The organism is Natronomonas salsuginis, assembly GCF_005239135.1.
GTDB lineage: Archaea > Halobacteriota > Halobacteria > Halobacteriales > Haloarculaceae > Natronomonas > Natronomonas salsuginis.
Genome location: NZ_QKNX01000008.1, coordinates 1 through 13520 on the forward strand (window position 1 = coordinate 1; position 13520 = coordinate 13520).

Here is a 13520-nt window from a genome sequence, read left to right on the forward strand (position 1 = left end):
GCGGGGTTGTTCGTCTTCGCCGCCGTCGTCGCCGTCGCGTTTCTCCTCGGGTATCGGACTCGTCTCGTCGGCGCGATCTCGCTGCTCCTGTTAGTATCGCTACACGTTCGCTATCCGATGGTGCTCAACGGCGGCGATCGTCTGCTCCGGGTGCTCCTTCTCGTCGCTCTCCTGACGCCGCTCGGCGAGCGGTGGTCGGTCGACGCCCTCCGGCGCGGCGACATCCGACGCCGCGTCGCAAGCGTCGGGACGGTCGCCCTCCTGTGTCAACCGGTCGTCGTGTTCACGACGAACGCCGTCGAAAAACACCGCGGCGAGCACTGGTACGCCGGCGACGGCCTCGAACTCGCGCTGTCGGACCCGACGATGACGACCGAACTCGGCGCGCAGTTGCTCGCGTATCCGCCCCTTCTGACGGCGTTGAATTACGCCTGGGTGGCGCTTCTGGCCGGGGCGGCCGGCTTCCTGTTGCTCACCGTCGGCCGCCTCCGTACGCTCGCGGCGCTCGCGTACCTCGGCGCGTTCGTCGGGATAGGGCTGTCGCTGTCGGTCGGGCTGTTCCCGTTCGCGCTCGCGGCGTCGGTGCTCCCGTTCGTCGCGACGCCGTTTTGGGATCGGCTCCCCGGCTCCGATCTGCGCGCCTGTCTCGGATCTCACCTCGTTCGGTTCGTCCCGTCGACCGGCCGGCCGCGTTCGCCCCTCGACGCGTCCCGCGCCCGCCCGATCGCGACCGCGCTCTCCGTCGTCGTTCTTGCCTGGATGCTCGGCTTCGCGGGCGTCGACGTCGCGGGCGTCGACCCGCCTGAACCGCTCGATTCCGAGCATCTCGACCAGCAGGACTGGGGGCTGTACGCGCCCGACCCGGCCGAATCGTACAGCTGGCACGTCGTCGTCGCCGAGCGCGAGGACGGCTCGACGGTCGGTCTTGACGGCGGATCGGGCTCCTCCTTCGACCGCCCGCCCGACGCGAGCGCGGCCTACGAGACGTTCCGCCACCGGCGGTTCGCGAGCGCGGTCGACGGCTCGGCGCGGGTGGACGGCCCCCTCGCCGACCGGTACGCCGAGTGGGGGTGCGAGCGCGCGATGCCGACTGGCGGCGACATCGAGTCGGTGGCGGTCTACCGTCTCCACCGCTCGAAACGGATCGACGGGGACGACACGAATCCGCAGCGGGTGACGATCCTCGATCGGGCCTGCCGGTGAGCACGCCGCGGCCGACGCTGAAGCGCCCGTCTTTCGGTTAGCCGCCGAGCCACCAACCGTACAGCTGTCGTTGCTCCTCGGGCCCGACCGGCTTCTTCGACCGCCGGTAGGTCTTCCCTTTGAGCACCTGCCGCTCGATCGCGTTCGCGGCCAGCCGGAGCGCGTGCGACGCGCCGTAGCCCTCACCGTCGGCGGTGAAGTAGCCGCGATCGGTGACCAGCCTGATCCGGGCCAACACCAGCGGAACGCCCCGCGTTTGCTCCTTGTGCGCCTGCAGTTGGACGCTGGCTTTGACCACGGTCATCTCCCCGTACTTCGCGGTTACCTCATCGATTAGCGCCGCCACGTCGTCGTAGCTCATCTCGTCGAGCAGATCGAGCCCGAACACCTGCACTGCGCGGCGATCCTCTCGCTCCCACGTGAGCGCTTCGATGACGTCCGTCTTGGTGACGATTCCGACCGGATCGTCGCTCTCGTCGGTGACGACGAGCGAGGAGATCCCCCGATCGAGCATCGCCTCGACGGCCTCGTCGAGCGGCGCGGCGCGGCCGATCGTCGCGACCGTCTCGGACATGACGTTCCGGACGGGGAGATCGAGCATCCGATCGACGTCTCCCTCCCGCGAGCCGAAGCCGCCAGACGGTCCACCCGCCGATCGGCTCCCACCGCCGCGGCCGCCGAACCCGCCCGAGGAGCCACCCTGACTCTTGCGCTCGTCGCGCGTCGTGAAGTCGATGAGGTCGTAGAGGCTCACCATCCCGACGAGATCACCGTCGTCGACGACCGGGAGGTGAGCGATATGCGTCTCTCTGAGCGTGTTGAGCGCCTTTCCAAGCGTCGTCTCGGGCCTTGCGCTGGTCAGCTCCGCCGTGTACGCGTCCTCGACGGTGACGGCGTCGAGATACGGGCGGACGGCGTCGATGACCGCGTCGGCGGTCACCACGCCGACGATATTGCCGTCGTCGAACACCGGGAGGCTCTTCGCGTCGCCGCCGATCATGAGCCGGGCCACCTCCCGGACGTCCTCCGTCCGATCGACCCTCGGGACGTGCCGGACCTGCGTGCCGACCTTCGTGGACGGCTGATTGGACGAGGCCGCCAGCTGTCGACGGCTGACGATCCCCTGGTAGTCGCCGCCGTCGGTCACGATGACGGCGTCGAGCTCTCGATCTTCGAACGCTCCGGCGACCTTCGACAGCGGCGTTTCAGCGTCGAATTCGGTGAAGTCCGTCGAGTGAACGTCGGCGATGTCCATGTATACTCGGATAGACGTAGGCTCGCCAACCGGTTATGATTATCTCCACGTCTCAGTCTCCGATAACGTCAGTTCGGACGGCCGCGTCGACGCCGGATCGGACCGCGCGCCTCGGTTTAGCCGTCGGAGTCACCGGTCGCCCGTTTCGCCCACTCCGCTTCGACGTCCCGATTCGCCAGTATCGTGCCCCTCGTCTCCCGACGCGAGTCGGATCGTCACGTAGGCGACGAGACCGAGTCCAGAGGCGAGGCGCGCGATCCGTGTTTCGATATCTCCGCGAGCGTCTGCTCGACGATGCGCGTCGCGAGCTGCAGCGCCATATCTCCGTGAACGGAACCGCAAAAAGCGTTGGCGTGGGTACCGGTATCGAGTGCCCGGCAGACGTCAACGGGAAACGCTGACCTGATTGCGGAGATCGTAGGGGTGTTCGCCCGTGATCCACGAGAACAGGTACTCCTTCGTGGCCGGATGGGTTCGGACGCCGTCGTGGCCCGTCTCGACGGCGACGTTCGTCGCACCCTCGAGTTCGGGGCTTTGTGCACAGCCCCAGTACAGCGCGTCTTCGGTGCCGCGGATCGTGTAGTAGTCGACATCCCCCGGCGTCTCGTCGGCGTTCAGGCTGGCGAGCGGGTGCTTGTCGAGCGTCTCGTAGTCGGCGCGCAGAAACGGGCTCACCTGGTACTCGTCCGTCACCATGCCGGCCTCGGTACACCACGTGTTGAACACCGTCCCGTGGTTCGGTCCGGCGAGGCCGACGACGGTGTCGACCCACTCGTAGCGCCCCTCGGTCGCCAGCCAGTAGCGGATGCCCGTCACGCCGAGGCTGTGACCGACGAGCGCGACCGTGTCCGCCCCCGTGTGCTCGCGGGCGTGCCCGACGAAGTCGTCGAGCTGATCGGCCATCTCAGGATGCGTCGACGCCCCGTCCTGGAGGGTGATCGCCCAGAGGTCGTCGCCGCCGTAACCACGCTCCAAGAAGAACTCGGCATGGTCCTCCCAGTCACAGGCGTCCCGCTGGGTGCCGTGCACGAAAACGACGGGCGTCGGCTCGCGCTCCCCGCCGAACGCCCCCGTCGGTTCGTCGACACCGTGGAACGCCCGACCGCCCCAGCCGCCGTAGGCCCCGTCGGTCGACCACGGGAGACGGCTATCGTCGGTTCGGTCGTGCTCGCAGTCGATCACGCACCCGCCGTTCCGCCGGGAGCGACGGATCCGTCGGACGATGCGGAACAGCGCCGGCGAGAACGGCCAGCTCCCAGGGGACGCACCGGTAGACATCGCCTACGACCCCCTCGATCGTACGCCATCCCCGACGCAGCTAAACGGTCCGACGCTGCCGGTACCCGTGGTATTGTTTATTAATCCGTACACGTCTGTCTTCTATAACGATAGAACATCATTTATATGCTGTGGTGTGAGAACATCTTTCAATACTCGGCTGATCCGAAGCCGTTCCCGACGACGGCGTTCACTCCCGTGTCTGTTGGATCCAGCCGTCGAGACGGTTCGCGGGGATCCCCGCTGTCTCTGCGAGCGCGTCGGCGTCCGCATCGGCGAGATCGGCCACGGTTTCGACCCCGGCCTCGCGGAGACGCTCGGCGTAGATCGGTCCGATCCCGTCGATCGATTCGAGGTCGCCGTCCGAGTCGTGCGCACCGCTCTCGCCGCGTTCATCGGCCCCGATCCGGGACCGCTCCTCGAACCACGAACAGACGCTCGGCCACAGCTCGGCGTGGGCGCGCCCGGAGACGGCCAGTCCCATGTGCCCCGTATCCGATTCGAAGACGGTCGTTCGGCCCGGGAGCACCTCGTTGAACTTCCGTTGGGCCTCCGGCGGGACCACGTGGTCGTAGTTGCCGATGACCTGGACGATCGGCATGTCCAGTTTCCCGAGATCGGCGTGCTCGCCGTCGATGTACATCTCGTTGTTGTATATCTTCTGCTCCTCGTAGACGGTCTCGACGAACTCGACGAACACCCGGCCAGGGATGTCGATGCTCTCGTCGACCCACCGCTCCATGCGGGCGAAGTTCTCGACGAAGTCCTCCTCGTCGATCCCGTCGAAGAAGCGGAGATACTTCGAGAGGTTGTCCCGGACGGGTTCGCGCAGCGAAAAGCCGGCGTCGACGAACTCCGCCGGGGCGTTGCCGTAGGTGTCGACGAGCTTCTGTACGTCGAAGAAGTCGTTCCCGACCCACTGGTCGAGAACGCTGTCGGTGTCTCGGAGGCTCGCCGAGACGGCCATCAGCGCGAGGTTCCTGACTTGATCGGGGTACAGCGACGCGTAGATAACGGATATCGCCCCGCCCATGCAGTAGCCGAAGAGGTTGATCGCGTCCTGTCCGGAGCGCTCGCGGACGACGTTGACGCAGTTGTCGACGTATCGGTCGACGTAGTCGTCGAATCCGAGGGCGTGATCCAAAAGCGACGGCTCGTTCCAGTCGATCATGTACACGTCGAATCCCTCATCGAGGAACGTTCGAATCACGGAGCGATCCGGCTGGAGGTCGAGGATGAACGGTTTGTTGAACAACGCGTAGACGAACAGAATCGGCACGTCGCGTTGCTCCTCCGTCCGGGGCTCGTAGTGCAGCAGTTCGAGTTTGTTCTCTTCGTAGACGACCTCGCTCGGCGTCTCTCCGACGTCGGCCGCCGCGATGTGTCGATTGGCGTCGTCGACGTGCGAGAGCTTGTCGACGAACTCCGCGGCGTTCTCCCAGGTCTGTCGCTGGAGATCGAACGCAGCCTCCGATAACTTCGTCATCCTTCGTCCTCTACATGCTCGAGAACACGATCCACCTTTCGTTCGACGTCCTCGAGCCGTTCGAGTTTCCGTTCGACCTTCTTCTCGCGGCGTTCGAGTTCGACGAGGCGCTCACCAACTTCTCGAATATCGCGTTCGGCCGCAAAGCCCATCTCGTGGAGCGTCTCCTGGGCGCTCTCGTCGGCCATCCGTCTGAAATCGAGCGCGTCCTCGACGGTCTGCCCGGTCATCGCCGCGAACGTGTCCGTCGAGATCACCTTCTTGAACGCGTCGTTGGCCGCGTCGAGCCACAGGTCTCGAAACTCGTTCGGCGACACCTCCTTCCCGCTCGCCAGCTCGGCCATCTTCTCCGTGGTCTCCTCGGCGGCCTCCATCCACACCGAGTGCGCCTGCGAGTACCCCTCCATCCCCTCGTTGGCGTACTGCTTCTCGTTGATCGACTCGAACGCGTCTACCCATGACTCGACGAACCCCGCCTGCGCCTCCGCGCTGGCTTCCATGCTCTCGACCAACTGCTCGTTCATCTGCGCGACGAGCTCGTCCCACTGGTCCGGCATGGCGTTGGGGTTCGACTTATTTACCATGCTTGTTACTGTCAGCCATCGCATTTAGCCGTTCTGTTCGATTCTTTCCCACCAATCACCTGACTACAGGCCATTGTGACGGTCGGATTCCGCGGTACCGTGAGCCGTGTTCACGACAGTTACCCTGCCTACGGTCGGAACTGGCCGAGTGCCTTGAGGCTTGTCCCCGAGGTGGCTCACTATCGGCCGACCGTTTCTGTTCGAGTTGGCATTCAGGTTCCGGATGTGATACGGTTGGCGCACTCGGTGCTGCTCGACTCATGTTCCTCCATGGTCCGACCGCAGACGCTACAAGCGTTCGAACGCTGCGTCTGATTCCGCCTCTCGGACGTGAATTCGGTGCGAGACTCGTTGTGCTCGTCTTTCGACTTCCCGCTCGCTTCGCTCGCGGGAACGGGGGCAGCTCGACGTTCAGTCGAGTACGTAACGCTCTCGAATACAATCATGTGAAAACTGGATGCAGCCTCCCGGATTTGAACCAGGGGAAGACTCACTCCGTTCGTCTTCCAGGGCTCAAATCCGGTCGAGTCCCATTTCTGTCGCTCACGACTTTGTTCGCGACAGAGATGCAAAGGACTTCACCAGAGCCAAATAGCTAAGAATTCATTTACCGAACGTCTTTCGTCGAGGGGCTAGTCTCCGAAATTCCGGCTCTTGAATTTGCTAATTCCTTCCTCGATCGCGTTCCCAGGTGACTTGATTTCATCATTAAAAAAGTAGGCTTCAGCAGAGCGTCCGATTCCCCACGTTGTCCCATAAGCGATGACAGCCGATACCGCCGAGCCGAGGCCAGGGAGCATCTGTATCGCAGCTCTTGCCAACTCCCGAACTCCGGCACCTGCTCCGATTGAAACTCCTGCGGTGCTCATATAGTCGGTTACAGTTTCTGTCTCAATTTCTCGACACGAGAAACTCCCAATCAGCCAGATGAGCATTAATTGCATTGTGCTAAGTACGGCGATGTCTGCGACTGGAGTTGGGAAAGCACCGACACCTCCGGCGATTTTAGCGAAGCGGTCTGTAACGTCCCTAGATAGTTTCCGCATTAGTTTTTCGCGCTGTTGTCGTTGGGCTTGAGCGAACTGAAGTCGAGCTTGTTCAGGTAAAAAATCGCCGATGAGTGTGGCGAGGGTCTCATCATTCCAGTAAGGTTCGGAGTGGAGGTAGGTTGGGACAACGCCGACGTACTTATCGGAATCGAACGTATAGCCATATACCGGTTGGTTCTGTGTAATGGGAGTTTTTTCGAAGGTTGTCTCGGTTTCCTTCTCTAGTACACGATGGACAAAATCAAGATTCTCCTTAATTACCCCGGCTTGCGATGGGTTTTTTACCGGGTTCGAGCTTTTCGCCTTGGGGTATATGGGTATCCACTTGATTGAGACAAAAAAGAATCGAAGGGAAGGCCGTCCCGAATTCGTTTCGAAGCTGACTTACCGTCTCGAAGTCTTGTTCACCAGCTCGTAGCTGCCCCGGCGTCATCACGTGAATAAGAACATCTGGGCGATACTCTTCTAAATCCTCTCTCATAAATTCGACAGTATCGACCGGGATTTCGCCATCGGCTGGGACGGTTTCAAATAGGCCTCGTGAATCGACGACATCCCAACTGGCATAATGGTCCGTGAATGGAATATTATAGAGTTTCGACCCCGTAGTTTCTGGTTCAATGGCACCGATATCGGCTACGTCCTTCCCGGCGAGCGCATTTATAAGCGAGGATTTACCAGCGCCAGATCGTCCGAATACGTATAATCGGGGAGGGCGAGATTCATCAACTAATTCGTCAATTTCTTGGAAAGCTTCACCCAGCAATTTCTTCATTAACTCCTTACTCTCCTCGTTTTTGAGAGGCGCCATTTCGGCTATGTGGTCCATCCGATCCCGAAACTCATTGAACTCATCCGGGTCTAGAGCCATATGATCCCGATATATGAGCAGTACTTAAAAACACTCTGACGAGTTTCAAAGCCAAGACAATTTTCATTGTGAATAAAAACGGCTCTGTATTTCAGAACAGAGAAGCTATAATAAATTCTTGCCCAGTACTGCATCCATCCTCTGTATTCAGCAGCCAGTACCTATCAATCTCTGAGGATTTCAATAGAGCCAAAGAGCTGGATACTTGGCTCTGGGATTTTCTCCATCTCAGTCTTCGCCGCCGGATTGTTCGTCCCAGTCTTCTCGTTCCCGGTTATCGAGGCACCAACGATTGCCTCTCTCACATTCACAGCACTAGTCAAACCACTGATGGTGATCGGCGCACCGCTACTGTTCTCTTTCTTCCTGATCATCCTTGAAGAACGACGACTTGGGACCCGCGACAGAGATATGGCCGAAGAAATCGATCGGATTTCAAACGAAAACAGGTACGAAACCGTGGTCGTGTCCTGCGGTGATGCACACCTCGACAGCCTTCCTGACCTCTTAGAAGAGAAAGAATGGGAGACAGAAGTCAACGAATCCGACCATAGCTGGGCCGCCAAAATCTGGCGCTGGTAACGTTCAACCCCCCGCGATCCGAAATCGTTCAACTCACACTCAGATAGCGGCACACTCCAGGCACTTCCAAATAGTATCCAAACCAGGATGAACATCCTTGTCACAATCGAAGAGCCGCGCCAAAACGCATAAGTCATTATCACAGTAATCATTATTCAAAGTATGACGTTCTATGACCGGGGAGAGGAGCTTACTGCGCTTTCAGACGCGTTTGAGTCGCCTGGTTCAGACGTGTTCGCCGTCTACGGGCGTCGGCGTGTCGGCAAAACCGAGTTGCTGAAGGAGTTCTGTACTGATCGGCCGCATATGTACTTTCTCGCGGCACAGGAAGCCGAACACCGCCAACGCGAGAAGTTCATCGACAAGGTCGCGGCGTTCTTCGATGACCGCACCCCGCGGATCGACGGGTGGGACGAGGCCTTCGACTACCTCGGGGAGAAACTCCAGTCCGAGGCAGTGGTGGTCGTCATCGACGAGTTTCCGTACCTCGTCACGGAGAACGACTCGGTTCCATCGTACGTGCAGGGATTCGTCGACGAGCAACTCCAAGGAACCGATTCGATGCTGATTCTCTGTGGGTCGAGCGTGAGTACGATGGAATCAGAGGTACTCGGCCACGAGAGCCCGTTGTATGGACGTCGTACGGGACAGCTCGACGTGCGACCCTTCTCGTTCCAGCAGGCGCGTGAAGTCATCGAGTACGAGATGGTAGACGCGATTCGATCCTACGCGATCACCGGTGGGACACCGATGTATCTCACGCTGTTCGATTACGGGCGATCGCTCGCCGAAAACGTCCGATCGCAGGTGCTGTCGCCGTCGGCGATATTGTACAACGAGCCGGAGTTCTTGCTCCGAACCGAGCTCCGGAATCCCGCGCGGTACATGAGTATTCTCGAAGCGGTCGCGCTGGGGCACACGACGCCGAACGAGATTTCAGGGGCGACGGGAATCGATGTCGGTCCGCTATCGAAGTATTTGCAGACGTTGCGGCAGCTCCGACTGATCGATCGGGAAGTCCCCGTGACAGCGTCGGGAAAGAAGTCCAAGCGGTCGCGGTACCGCGTTGCGGACGAATTCCTTCGGTTCTGGTTCCGGTACGTCGAGCCGAACCGTTCCAGTATCGAGGAAGCACCAGAGATCGTGTACGATGGAACGATCGCGCCGGATCTCCCAATGCACGTCGCCACCACGTTCGAGGACGTGTGTCAGGAAGCCGTGTGGGAAGGAATTCGACGCGGTGAGTTCGAGGCGTACTCGGAGGTTGGCCGCTGGTGGTACGGCGAAGACGAGATCGATATTCTCGGGCTCGCACCGAACGACAACCGGATCCTGTTCGCCGAGTGCAAGTGGACAGCGAAGCCAGTCGGGACGGCGCTCGTCGAGGATCTGCAGACAAAAGCGGGGAACGTTAGATGGGGGTCAGATGAGCGGGAGGAGTGCTTCGCGCTGTTCTCAAAGAGCGGGTTCGTTGAGGGACTCGAAGATCAACTCGACGACCACTGGTCGCTATGGGATCTCGCAGAGATAGATGACCTCCTCACGCTGTCCTGAAGAATTCTGTCGATGCGAGCGGTGGCAAGATTTGGTTTGCCTGTCGGTGGATCGTCCAAGGCCTATTTAATCAGAATCGAGCGGCTTGATCTAGTAAACAAATTGCGCGCACCCATAACTAGCGGGCATTTGAACTGTGAGTATGATGCCGCCTCCCGGATTTGAACCAGAGGAAGACTCACTCCGTTCGTCTTCCAGGGCTCAAATCCGGTCGAGTCCCATTTCTGTCGCTCACGACTTTGTTCGCGACAGAAATGCCGCCTCCCGGATTTGAACCGGGGACAGCTCGATCTTCAGTCGAGTGCTCTCCCAGTCTGAGCTAAGGCGGCTCGCATTCACACCGACGCCGACGCTATCAAAAAGGGTTTCGAAAGCCGGCCGTGGTGTCGGAGTCTGCGATTTTCGCCGCCGCGCGACGACGGTCTGTCCCCGGACCGTCGGGCGGAGGTCTATGTGTCCGCAGCCCCTCTTGGAGGCATGCGCCAGCCGATAGTCGGGACCGGTCCGGAGTACACAGTCGGGGCCGACGAGGTACCGTGGATCCTGGGCACCCAACTCACCGAGCAGTGTGGGCCACTGGCCCGCGCCGCCGAGGACAGTCGAGTGCTCCTCATCGAGGCGCACGATTTCGCCCGCCGGATGCCATATCATCACCACAAGCTCACACTGGTCTTCGCTGCGATGCGACAGTTCGGCGATCGTCTCCGCGCGGACGGCTACGACGTTCGCTACATCCGGGCGGACACGTTCGGAGCGGGGCTCGAGCGGTTCTTCGAGGACAATCCCGAAGCGACGCTGGTGTCGATGCGCTCGCCCAGTTACGGCTCCGAACGGCGGTTTCGCGAACTGGTCGCAGCCGCGGGGGGAGCCGTACGATTCGTCGAAAATGAGCTGTTCGTCAGCACCCGGCGAGCGTTCGACGAGTGGGCGAACGACGACGGCTCGTTCAAACACGAGCCGTTCTACCGGTGGATGCGTCGGGAGTCCGGCGTGTTGATGGAGGACGAGGAACCGCTCGGTGGCGAGTGGAACTTCGACGAGCACAACAGGGAGTTTCCACCCGACGAGTGGCGTGCACCGCCGATCCCGTCGGTCGAACACGATGACCGGACCGCGGAGACCGCTGCCTGGGTCGCCGAGACGTTCGACACGTGGGGCCGTACCGATGGGTTCCGGTGGCCAGTCACGCGAGAGCAGGCCCGCGACCTCCTCGACCACTTCGTCGACGAACGGCTGCCCGAGTTCGGCCCCTATCAGGACGCGATGCGACGCGACGACTGGGCGATGACGCACGCGCTGTTGAGCAGTTCGCTGAACGTCGGGCTGCTCCACCCGGTCGAGGTCATCGAGGCCGTCGAGAACGCGTACCACGAGCGCGAGCACGTCGGTCTGGCCTCCGCGGAGGGGTGTATCCGACAGGTACTCGGCTGGCGGGAGTTCGTGCGACACGTTTATCGCCACACCATGCCGGAGTTGGCGACCGCGAACGCGCTGGGGGCCCCCCGCGACCTTCCCGAGTTCTACTGGACTGGAGAGACGGCTATGCGCTGTCTCGCGGACACTGTCGATGACGTCCACACGCGCGGATACGCCCACCACATCCAGCGGCTGATGGTACTCGCGAACTTCGCGACGCTGTGGGGCGTCGAGCCGAGCGAGCTCAACGAGTGGTTCCACGCCACTTTCGTCGACGCCTACCACTGGGTGACGACGCCAAACGTCGTCGAGATGGGGCAGTACGGTCACGGCGCCTTCGCCACGAAGCCGTACGTCTCCTCGGCCAACTACGTCGACCGGATGTCGGACTACTGTGAGGGCTGTCGATACGACGAGAACGCTGGCTCCGGTGCCGATGCCTGTCCGTTCAACGCCCTCTACTGGGACTTTCTCGACCGCAACGAGACGCCGCTCCGAAGCAATCACCGGATGGGGCTGATGTACAGCCACGTCGATACCAAGCGCGAATCGGGGGAGATGGACCGACTCCGGGATCGGGTCGATCGACTGCGCGAACTGGCCGCGAACGGCGAGCTCTGAGCGAACGCGAGCCGGCCGCACCGCGCCGAGTCAGTATCGGAGGACCGCATCGAGGATACCGACCGTTTGCCCGATTCCGACGCAGACCAAGCCGGCTAGCCACAGCGGGAGGACAGCCTCGAAGAGCCCGATCGTGTACAGCGACGCGCCCACCAGACAGGCCGCGGCTGCGCTGAAATATATCCAGCCGCCCCCTGCGACCCGTCGTCCCGTGTAGACGAATCCGGCGGCAGGGAGGAGCATCCAGCCCCCGAGGGCGATCCCCGACAGAACGAGGGTCGCCGCGTCGACGCGGAAACTGAACACGCCAGCCAGCGTCACGAAGACCCCGACGGCGATGATCCGCCACCAGACGTGCAACACCCCTTCGCGCATGTCTCCCCGTCCGGTCACCGCGAACCCCGCGAGCAGCACGGTCATCACGACGTGCGCGATGAACAGCGTCCGAGGGATTACGACTCCCAGATGTGCGGCGATGACGAACGTCCACGCGAACGGTACCAGTAGTGCCGGACCGAGCTCCCGGGATCGGCGGAACATATCGATACTCGACCATCGGGGCGGCAGCCCAAATCACTACTGTCCGTTCGCTCCGCTCGTTACGTTGCGGCACAAAATGGATCCGAGCGGAGTCGAACCGGAGCCAGACGTGCTCGCTCCGCTGCGCGCGACTGGCAGGGTCCGATTCCTTTGGCCCATTTTGTACCGCGGACTCCTCGCTTCGCTCGTCGCGTTGCGGCACAAAATGGATCCGAGCGGAGTCGAACCGGAAAAAAGACTCACTGCGTTCGTCTTTTAGGGTTCGATCCGCCCAACGTACGATTCGCTCGTCGCGTTGCGCTCCTCGCAGAATCGCATGGGTCCGGGCGGAGTCGAACCACCGATCTCGTCCTTGTAAGGGACGCGTCATAACCACTAGACCACGGACCCGACGTCCTGAGGGAGCCTCCGGGGGCGGATAACGCTTACCTTCTCGGACGGCAACCCTTAGGCGCGTTCGCCACGTCCTCCCGATCAATGGACTCGCGGTGGCTCACCTACGGCGTCGCGGCAGTCGCGTTCGTGCTCGCCGCTGGCGTGCTCGCGTTCTCCACGGGCGCGATCGTGCCGTTCCTCGGCGACGGGTACGATCCGGCGGCCGAGCCGGCGAATGGGACGCACGACGGCTACAAGCACACGACCGTCACCGTCCACGACGCCGACTCCGGCGAAGAACTCGGGCACGTTGAGGCGGCGATCGCCGACACGTCGCGAACGCGGTACCTCGGCCTCAGCGCCACCGACGACCTCCCCGAGAATCGCGGTATGCTGTTCGTCCACGACGGCGTCGCCGAACGGACCTACGTCATGCGAAACATGTCTTTCGGCATCGACATCGTCTTCGCCGACGCCGATGGGACGATCACGACGATTCACGAAGCGCCCGAGCCGGCCCCCGACGAGGACGGCAACGCACAGGAGTATCCCGGAACGGGTCAGTACGTTCTCGAAGTGAACCGCGGGTGGATGGCCGAGCGGGGAGTCGAGGTCGGCGACGAGGTCCGATTCGATCTGTAACGGTTTGGTACATGCCGACTCGCCTCTAGGCCAAACGTTTTGCCCGCCGACCGGTGACTAGCGG

At 61.7% G+C, this 13520-nt stretch carries 13 protein-coding genes and 2 tRNA genes; 5 read left to right on the top strand and 10 right to left on the bottom strand.

Features of this window, described 5'->3' with window-relative positions:
- The coding region (locus DM868_RS13975; RefSeq protein WP_137277457.1) for an HTTM domain-containing protein at nucleotides 1-1203 on the top strand (1203 nt) is incomplete at its 5' end.
- 37 nt (nucleotides 1204-1240) lie between these two features.
- Here the strand turns inward: DM868_RS13975 and DM868_RS13980 are convergent.
- From DM868_RS13980 to DM868_RS14010, 7 genes are all read right to left on the bottom strand, one after another.
- Complete coding sequence (locus DM868_RS13980; RefSeq protein WP_137277458.1) at nucleotides 1241-2458, bottom strand: CBS domain-containing protein; 1218 nt, start codon at nucleotides 2456-2458, stop codon at nucleotides 1241-1243.
- A gap of 384 nt (nucleotides 2459-2842) precedes the next feature.
- Nucleotides 2843-3736: an esterase/lipase family protein gene (locus tag DM868_RS13985; RefSeq protein WP_137277459.1), complete on the bottom strand. Its 894-nt coding sequence runs from the start codon at nucleotides 3734-3736 to the stop codon at nucleotides 2843-2845.
- A 190-nt stretch (nucleotides 3737-3926) separates the two neighbouring features.
- Nucleotides 3927-5222 carry an alpha/beta fold hydrolase gene (locus tag DM868_RS13990; protein ID WP_137277460.1) on the bottom strand — a complete coding sequence of 432 codons (1296 nt, stop codon included), beginning with the start codon at nucleotides 5220-5222 and terminating at the stop codon, nucleotides 3927-3929.
- Complete coding sequence (locus DM868_RS13995) at nucleotides 5219-5806, bottom strand: poly(R)-hydroxyalkanoic acid synthase subunit PhaE (RefSeq protein WP_137277461.1); 588 nt, start codon at nucleotides 5804-5806, stop codon at nucleotides 5219-5221. Before DM868_RS13995 ends, DM868_RS13990 begins: the two co-directional genes overlap by 4 nt.
- 632 nt (nucleotides 5807-6438) lie before the next feature.
- On the bottom strand, nucleotides 6439-6852 hold the full coding sequence (locus DM868_RS14000; RefSeq protein ID WP_137277462.1) for a hypothetical protein: 414 nt from the start codon (nucleotides 6850-6852) through the stop codon (nucleotides 6439-6441).
- Nucleotides 6853-7108: 256 nt separating this feature from the next.
- Entirely contained in the window at nucleotides 7109-7726 is a 618-nt protein-coding gene (locus tag DM868_RS14005) for a GTPase family protein (RefSeq protein WP_137277463.1), read from the bottom strand.
- A gap of 164 nt (nucleotides 7727-7890) precedes the next feature.
- Nucleotides 7891-8100: a hypothetical protein gene (locus DM868_RS14010; RefSeq protein WP_137277464.1), complete on the bottom strand. Its 210-nt coding sequence runs from the start codon at nucleotides 8098-8100 to the stop codon at nucleotides 7891-7893.
- A 37-nt stretch (nucleotides 8101-8137) separates the two neighbouring features.
- Between DM868_RS14010 and DM868_RS15225 the strand changes: the two genes are divergently transcribed.
- A complete protein-coding gene (locus tag DM868_RS15225; protein ID WP_170964535.1) occupies nucleotides 8138-8308 on the top strand; it encodes a hypothetical protein in 171 nt (56 codons plus the stop codon).
- Nucleotides 8309-8470: 162 nt separating this feature from the next.
- A complete protein-coding gene (locus DM868_RS14015; protein ID WP_137277465.1) occupies nucleotides 8471-9862 on the top strand; it encodes an ATP-binding protein in 1392 nt (463 codons plus the stop codon).
- A 255-nt stretch (nucleotides 9863-10117) separates the two neighbouring features.
- On the opposite strand, the gene DM868_RS14020 is transcribed toward DM868_RS14015, so the two are convergent.
- Nucleotides 10118-10191 (bottom strand) — tRNA-Phe (locus tag DM868_RS14020).
- Between the two features lie 148 nt (nucleotides 10192-10339).
- Here DM868_RS14020 and DM868_RS14025 point away from each other — a divergent pair.
- Entirely contained in the window at nucleotides 10340-11899 is a 1560-nt protein-coding gene (locus DM868_RS14025; protein ID WP_137277466.1) for a cryptochrome/photolyase family protein, read from the top strand.
- 30 nt (nucleotides 11900-11929) lie between these two features.
- Here the strand turns inward: DM868_RS14025 and DM868_RS14030 are convergent, their stop codons facing one another.
- Together DM868_RS14030 and DM868_RS14035 are read right to left on the bottom strand one after the other, a co-directional pair.
- Nucleotides 11930-12439 carry a hypothetical protein gene (locus DM868_RS14030; protein ID WP_137277467.1) on the bottom strand — a complete coding sequence of 170 codons (510 nt, stop codon included), beginning with the start codon at nucleotides 12437-12439 and terminating at the stop codon, nucleotides 11930-11932.
- A 317-nt stretch (nucleotides 12440-12756) separates the two neighbouring features.
- Nucleotides 12757-12829 (bottom strand) — tRNA-Val (locus DM868_RS14035).
- An 87-nt stretch (nucleotides 12830-12916) separates the two neighbouring features.
- Here DM868_RS14035 and DM868_RS14040 point away from each other — a divergent pair.
- Entirely contained in the window at nucleotides 12917-13456 is a 540-nt protein-coding gene (locus DM868_RS14040) for a DUF192 domain-containing protein (RefSeq protein WP_137277468.1), read from the top strand.
- Nucleotides 13457-13520 lie beyond the last annotated feature (64 nt).

Coding starts and splice junctions, on each gene's coding strand:
- DM868_RS13980 (WP_137277458.1), bottom strand. CDS start 2,458: ATGGACATCGCCGACGTTCACTCGACGGACTTCACCGAATTCGACGCT.
- DM868_RS13985 (WP_137277459.1), bottom strand. CDS start 3,736: ATGTCTACCGGTGCGTCCCCTGGGAGCTGGCCGTTCTCGCCGGCGCTG.
- DM868_RS13990 (WP_137277460.1), bottom strand. CDS start 5,222: ATGACGAAGTTATCGGAGGCTGCGTTCGATCTCCAGCGACAGACCTGG.
- DM868_RS13995 (WP_137277461.1), bottom strand. CDS start 5,806: ATGGTAAATAAGTCGAACCCCAACGCCATGCCGGACCAGTGGGACGAG.
- DM868_RS14000 (WP_137277462.1), bottom strand. CDS start 6,852: ATGCGGAAACTATCTAGGGACGTTACAGACCGCTTCGCTAAAATCGCC.
- DM868_RS14005 (WP_137277463.1), bottom strand. CDS start 7,726: ATGGCTCTAGACCCGGATGAGTTCAATGAGTTTCGGGATCGGATGGAC.
- DM868_RS14010 (WP_137277464.1), bottom strand. CDS start 8,100: ATGATCAGGAAGAAAGAGAACAGTAGCGGTGCGCCGATCACCATCAGT.
- DM868_RS15225 (WP_170964535.1), top strand. CDS start 8,138: ATGGCCGAAGAAATCGATCGGATTTCAAACGAAAACAGGTACGAAACC.
- DM868_RS14015 (WP_137277465.1), top strand. CDS start 8,471: ATGACGTTCTATGACCGGGGAGAGGAGCTTACTGCGCTTTCAGACGCG.
- DM868_RS14025 (WP_137277466.1), top strand. CDS start 10,340: ATGCGCCAGCCGATAGTCGGGACCGGTCCGGAGTACACAGTCGGGGCC.
- DM868_RS14030 (WP_137277467.1), bottom strand. CDS start 12,439: ATGTTCCGCCGATCCCGGGAGCTCGGTCCGGCACTACTGGTACCGTTC.
- DM868_RS14040 (WP_137277468.1), top strand. CDS start 12,917: ATGGACTCGCGGTGGCTCACCTACGGCGTCGCGGCAGTCGCGTTCGTG.